Origin of the sequence: Acidovorax sp. HMWF018 (assembly GCF_003061035.1) — a bacterium.
Lineage (GTDB): Bacteria > Pseudomonadota > Gammaproteobacteria > Burkholderiales > Burkholderiaceae_C > Acidovorax > Acidovorax delafieldii.
Genome location: NZ_QAIM01000394.1, coordinates 5,255 through 10,437 on the forward strand (window position 1 = coordinate 5,255; position 5,183 = coordinate 10,437).

7 protein-coding genes are annotated in these 5,183 nt (G+C 64.0%); 5 read left to right on the top strand and 2 right to left on the bottom strand.

All coding sequences use genetic code 11. The annotated features are described in order from the left end of the window. The 5 genes from cyoC to DBR23_RS15655 all read left to right on the top strand — a co-directional run. A partial coding sequence (gene cyoC, locus DBR23_RS15635; RefSeq protein ID WP_233250484.1) for a cytochrome o ubiquinol oxidase subunit III occupies positions 1 to 548 on the top strand: 548 nt, incomplete at its 5' end. Continuing rightward, a complete protein-coding gene (gene cyoD, locus DBR23_RS15640; protein ID WP_108498855.1) occupies positions 549 to 971 on the top strand; it encodes a cytochrome o ubiquinol oxidase subunit IV in 423 nt (140 codons plus the stop codon). Beyond that, positions 971 to 1,789, top strand: a complete 819-nt coding sequence (locus tag DBR23_RS15645; protein ID WP_108498856.1) for an SURF1 family protein — start codon at positions 971 to 973, stop codon at positions 1,787 to 1,789. Before cyoD ends, DBR23_RS15645 begins: the two co-directional genes overlap by 1 nt. Further along, positions 1,764 to 3,095 carry an ATP-binding protein gene (locus DBR23_RS15650; RefSeq protein ID WP_108498865.1) on the top strand — a complete coding sequence of 444 codons (1,332 nt, stop codon included), beginning with the start codon at positions 1,764 to 1,766 and terminating at the stop codon, positions 3,093 to 3,095. The genes DBR23_RS15645 and DBR23_RS15650 overlap by 26 nt, the downstream gene beginning before the upstream one ends. A 19-nt stretch (positions 3,096 to 3,114) precedes the next feature. After that, positions 3,115 to 3,660: a response regulator transcription factor gene (locus DBR23_RS15655; RefSeq protein ID WP_199227726.1), complete on the top strand. Its 546-nt coding sequence runs from the start codon at positions 3,115 to 3,117 to the stop codon at positions 3,658 to 3,660. A 104-nt stretch (positions 3,661 to 3,764) separates the two neighbouring features. Here DBR23_RS15655 and sbmA read toward each other — a convergent pair whose 3' ends face one another. Both sbmA and DBR23_RS30780 read right to left on the bottom strand, forming a co-directional pair. Then, positions 3,765 to 4,754 (bottom strand): peptide antibiotic transporter SbmA, encoded by a 990-nt coding sequence (gene sbmA, locus DBR23_RS15660; RefSeq protein WP_108498857.1) that lies wholly within the window; start codon positions 4,752 to 4,754, stop codon positions 3,765 to 3,767. A gap of 150 nt (positions 4,755 to 4,904) precedes the next feature. Next, a partial coding sequence (locus tag DBR23_RS30780; RefSeq protein WP_233250485.1) for an ankyrin repeat domain-containing protein occupies positions 4,905 to 5,183 on the bottom strand: 279 nt, incomplete at its 5' end.

Consider the following 5,183-nt stretch of genomic DNA (forward strand, 5'->3'; position numbering starts at 1 on the left):
ACGGCACGGCCCTGGGCTTCTGGCTGTACCTGATGAGCGACTGCCTCATCTTTGCAGCGCTGTTCGCCACCTACGGCGTGCTGGGCCGCAGCTATGCCGCAGGCCCCACCGGCGCGCAGCTGTTCGACCTGACCCTGGTGGCCATCAACACCGCGTTCCTGCTGCTGTCGTCCATCACCTTCGGGTTTGCCATGCTGCGCAAGCAGCTGGGCGATGTGAAGGGCACACTGCTGTGGCTGGCCGTCACGGGCGTGTTTGGCCTGTGCTTTCTGGGCCTGGAACTGTATGAGTTTTCTCACCTGCTGCACGAGGGCGCAGGCCCGCAGCGCAGCGCCTTCCTGTCGGCGTTCTTCACGCTGGTGGGCACCCATGGCCTGCACGTCACCTTCGGCCTGATCTGGCTGGTGGTGCTGATGGTCCAGATTGGCAAGCATGGCCTGATCCCCGAAAACAACCGCCGCCTGATGTGCCTGTCCATGTTCTGGCACTTCTTGGACGTGGTCTGGATCGGCGTTTTCACCTTTGTGTACCTGATGGGGGTGCTGTAAATGAGCGCACAACACGCAACGCACGCGCACGATGCGCATGGGCATGACGATCACCACCACGACGCAGGCCCCCACAGCACCTTTTCGGGCTACATGACGGGGTTTGTGCTGTCCGTCATCCTCACGGCCATTCCCTTCTGGCTGGTGATGGCCAAGGTGATTGCAGACCGCAACACGGCTGTGCTGGTGCTGGGCGGCTTTGCCGTGATCCAGATCCTGGTGCACATGGTGTTCTTCCTGCACATGAACGGCAAGATCGAAGGCGGCTGGACGCTGCTGTCCACCATCTTCACGGTGGTGTTCGTGGCCATCGCCATTGCGGGCACCCTGTGGGTGATGTTCCACATGAATGCCAACATGATGCCGGAGCACCCCACGCCCACGCCGCCCACGCACGAGGCACCCGGACACTCCACGCCCTGATGGACGCAGCCCCCACCACCATGGCACTGCCGCGCCGGGGCTTGCGCCGCGCAGTCCTGCTGGTGCTGGGCATGGCCTTGTTCCTTGGCTTTGTGTCGCTGGGCACCTGGCAGGTCCAGCGCCGCGCCTGGAAGCTGGACCTCATCGAAAGGGTGGACCAACGGGTACACGCCGCACCGGTCGCCTTGCCCCCCGTGGCGCAATGGCCCGGCATCAATGCTGCACAGCGCGAGTATCTGCCAGTGGTCTTTCAGGGCCGTTGGCTGCCCGGCAAGACGGTGCTGACCCAGGCAGTCACCGAGCTGGGTGCGGGGTTCTGGGTGATGACGGCCCTGCAACAGGATGACGGCACCCAGGTGCTGGTGAACCGGGGCTTTGTACCCCAGGAGCAACGCGCCCAATGGCTGGAGGCCCAGCCCCCCGCCGATGGCGCGGCCACCGTCCAGGGGCTGTTGCGCATGACCGAGCCCGGCGGTGGCTTTCTGCGCACCAATGACCCGGCACAGCAGCGCTGGTACTCGCGTGATGTGGCCGCCATCAGCAGCGCGCTGGGTCTGCCCCGGGCGGCTCCATTTTTTGTGGATGCCGGGCTACCCGGTACCGCAGCGGCTTCTTCTGCCGCCTCTGGCTGGCCCCGCGCTGGCCTGACCGTCATCCGGTTCCACAACAGCCACCTGGTGTACGCCCTGACCTGGTATGGTCTTGCGCTCATGGTTGTCGTTGCCGGCTGGTATGTGGCACGCTATGAGCGCCGCCTGGGCGCACGGGCCGCCAGCCGCCTCCCGCCCCACGATGAACACCCACCTACAACGCCCTGACCCTGCGCTGGCCACTGCGCCGCGCAATGCACGCTCCGCGGACGCAGCCGCCGGAATCAAGAACCTGCAGCAGCTGATTGAGCTGCGCTGGATTGCGGTGGTGGGCCAGGTGTTCACCATCGAGATGGCGCACTACAGCCTGGGCTTGAAGCTGCCGCTGCAGGAGATGCTGCTCGTGGTCGGCTGCCTGGCGGTCTTCAACGTGGTGAGCCTGCTGCGCCTGCGCACGGGCCGCGCGGTGCGCAATGTGGAGCTGTTTCTGGCGCTGCTGATTGACGTGGCGGTGCTCACGGTGCAGCTGTACCTGAGTGGTGGCACCAGCAACCCCTTCGTTTTTTTGTACCTGCTGCAGATCACGCTGGGCGCCGTGCTGCTGCGGGGTGCCTACATCTGGTCTATCGTGATCATCACCGTGCTGTGCTTTGCGGCGCTGGCAGACCACCACCTGCCACTGGCCCTGCCCCAGGATCTGCACCAGGGCCTGTCGAGCCTGTATGTGCTTGGGCTGCTGGTGTGTTTTGTGCTCAACGCCACGCTGGTGATGGTGTTCATCACCCGCATCCACCGCAACCTGCGCGAGCGCGATGCCCGCCTGGCGGCCGCACGCAGGCGCCGCGTGGAAGAAGAGCACATCGTGCGCATGGGCCTGTTGGCGTCCGGCGCTGCGCACGAACTGGGTACCCCGCTGTCCACCCTTGCGGTGATCCTGGGCGACTGGCAGCACGACAAGCGGCTGGCCAGCAACGCCGCGCTCAAGGAAGACATTGCCGAGATGCAGACCCAGGTGCAACGGTGCAAGAGCATCGTGAGCGGCATCCTGCTGTCGGCGGGTGAAACGCGCGGCGAGGCGTCGGTGCAGACCACCGTGCGCAAGTTTGTGGATGCGCTGGCACAGGAGTGGCGCAGCACCCGCACGATCCCCCAGTTTGACTACGACAACGACTTCGGCACCGACACGCCCATGGTGTCGGACACCACCCTCAAGCAAATGGTTTTCAATGTGCTGGACAATGCACGCGACGCCTCGCCAGGCTGGGTGAAATTGGCGGTTACGCGCAATGCAGACGCCTTGTGCATGACCGTGACCGATGCCGGCCCCGGCTTTGCGCCCGACATGCTGTCCAAGCTGGGCACGCCGTACCAGTCCTCCAAGAACCGCCCTGGCGGAGGGTTGGGGCTGTATCTGGTGCTGAACGTGGCCCGAACCCTGGGTGGCAGCGTGGAGGCGCGCAACCGTCCCGAAGGGGGCGCACAGGTGACCATCGAATTGCCCCTGGCCTCGATTGCGCTCCCCCCGAAGGTATGAATGAACGAAAGAACCCACCGTGGACATTGAAGAAGCGCAACGACAGCTACTGATCGTCGAGGACGACGAAGCCTTTGCGCGCACGCTGGCCCGCTCGTTTGAACGGCGCGGCTACAGCGTGTTGCAGGCAGCGAGCCTGGCCGACGTGGAGGTGTTGCTGGAGCAGCACCAGCCCGGGTATGCGGTGGTGGACCTCAAGCTCAAGGGAGAGGCCTCAGGCCTAGCCTGCGTGCAGACACTGCACGCCGCTGACGACGAGATGCTGATCGTGGTGCTCACGGGTTTTGCCAGCATTGCCACCGCCGTGGAAGCCGTGAAACTGGGCGCGTGCCACTATCTCGCCAAGCCCTCCAACACCGACGACATTGAAGCTGCGTTTGGGCTCAAGGAAGGCAATGCCGAGGTGGAACTGACCAACCGTTCCAGTTCCATCAAGACGCTGGAATGGGAACGCATCAACGAGGTGCTGGCTGAAACCGGCTTCAACCTGTCAGAGGCCGCGCGGCGCCTGGGTATGCACCGCCGCACCCTCACCCGCAAGCTCGAAAAGAAACAGGTGCGTTAACCCCAACCGCTTTGGACCCGCCCTCCCCTGTTTCGATGCCGATCCATCTCGCGGGGCGCAATCTGCACGGCCGGTCACGCGCTCCTGCGGCTCCCAAACAGCACTCAGGCAGCCTCAGGCACCGCCTTCAGCATCTGCTGCTCGAAAGCGCGCAAACGCTTGTAGATCGATATCTGTTCCACCACCGTGCTCCAGTTCAGCACCAGAAACTGGAACGACTCCAGCACCTTGTCGAAGGCCCGGGCAATCTGCTGCATCACCCCCAGCGTGATCACCCCCGCGATCAGCGTGGGGCCCAAAGCCACCAGGGGCACCAGCACACTCACCTGCAGGTAAGACCACTTCACCACATCGAAGTACAGGTAGTGGAAAAACAGCCGGAAGTAATTGCGGCGCACGCCCGCGAACAGCTCTGCCGCCGTGGGCGGAGAAGCCCGGTTCGGGTCGTCCTCGCCCAGCACCAGCTCCTTGCGGTACGCCGCCTCCACCCGCTGGTTGTGAAACTCCAGCCCCGGTAGCTTCACCCCCACACAGGCTAGCAGCAGCGTGCCCCCCAGTGACCAGGCCAGTGCGACCCAGACCAGGGAATGCGGAACGGCGCCGATCAAGGGCAGCGCAGTGACTTTGTCGGACAACGTCCAGAGCACCGGTAGAAAGGCCCCAAGTGTCATGAGGCTGCGCATGAAACTCAGGCCCAGATCTTCCATGGTGCGGGCGAAACGCATGGTGTCCTCCTGCACACGCTGTGCCGCACCCTCGATGTGCCGCAGGCGTGGCCAGGCCGCCATGTAGTGCTCATTCATCGCCTGCCGCCAACGAAAGATGTAGTGTTTGCTGAAAAAATCCGCCAGCACCGCCGTCGTCACATAGAGCATGGCAATGCGCGCGAAGGTTGAAAGCTGTCCCCAGAACTGCTCTGCGGTGATGCTGCCAGGCTTACCCAGAGCCTCCTGTATGAGATCGTAAAAGCTGCCGAACCAGTCGTTGATCTGCACGTCCAGCTGCACACGGTAAGCCGTGGCCAGAAGAATGACGAGAGAACCCAAGATGGACCAGGCCCACCAGCGGCGGGCGAAAAAGAAGGACTTGAACATCGTAGTGCCGTGTTGGAATGGTTCTGCGAATTCTGAGTGCCACACGCAATGATCGTTCCGCAGTAAACAATGCCACTGATCGCCTGCCGCCGGGGCAGACACCGGCCAACCAGCCTTCGCACCGCGCGCAGACCCGGCGCCAGCCTCTGGCTAGCGCGGCCGGGCCCTTTGCTCCAGCCATTCCTGAGCCGCCTGCTGCCCACCCCAGCGCGACCAATCCAACGCGCTCTTTCCGTGCGGGTCTTTCTGCGAAAGATCCACTCCCTGCTCATCCAGCCAACGCAGCACGGCCACCCGCCCTTTAGCTGCGGCCAGCATGGCGGGGGTCTCGCCTCGGCTGGCGGGCGCGGGTTCGGTCAGCGATTGCCCTTGCTCTTTGAGCCAATCCAGGCAAGGCACGCAGCCGCTTTGCGCGGCCATGTGCACGGG

Bases quoted from the DNA above. Each gene is read 5' to 3' on its own strand.
- cyoD (WP_108498855.1), top strand. From the start codon at position 549: ATGAGCGCACAACACGCAACGCACGCGCACGATGCGCATGGGCATGAC.
- DBR23_RS15645 (WP_108498856.1), top strand. From the start codon at position 971: ATGGACGCAGCCCCCACCACCATGGCACTGCCGCGCCGGGGCTTGCGC.
- DBR23_RS15650 (WP_108498865.1), top strand. From the start codon at position 1,764: ATGAACACCCACCTACAACGCCCTGACCCTGCGCTGGCCACTGCGCCG.
- sbmA (WP_108498857.1), bottom strand. From the start codon at position 4,754: ATGTTCAAGTCCTTCTTTTTCGCCCGCCGCTGGTGGGCCTGGTCCATC.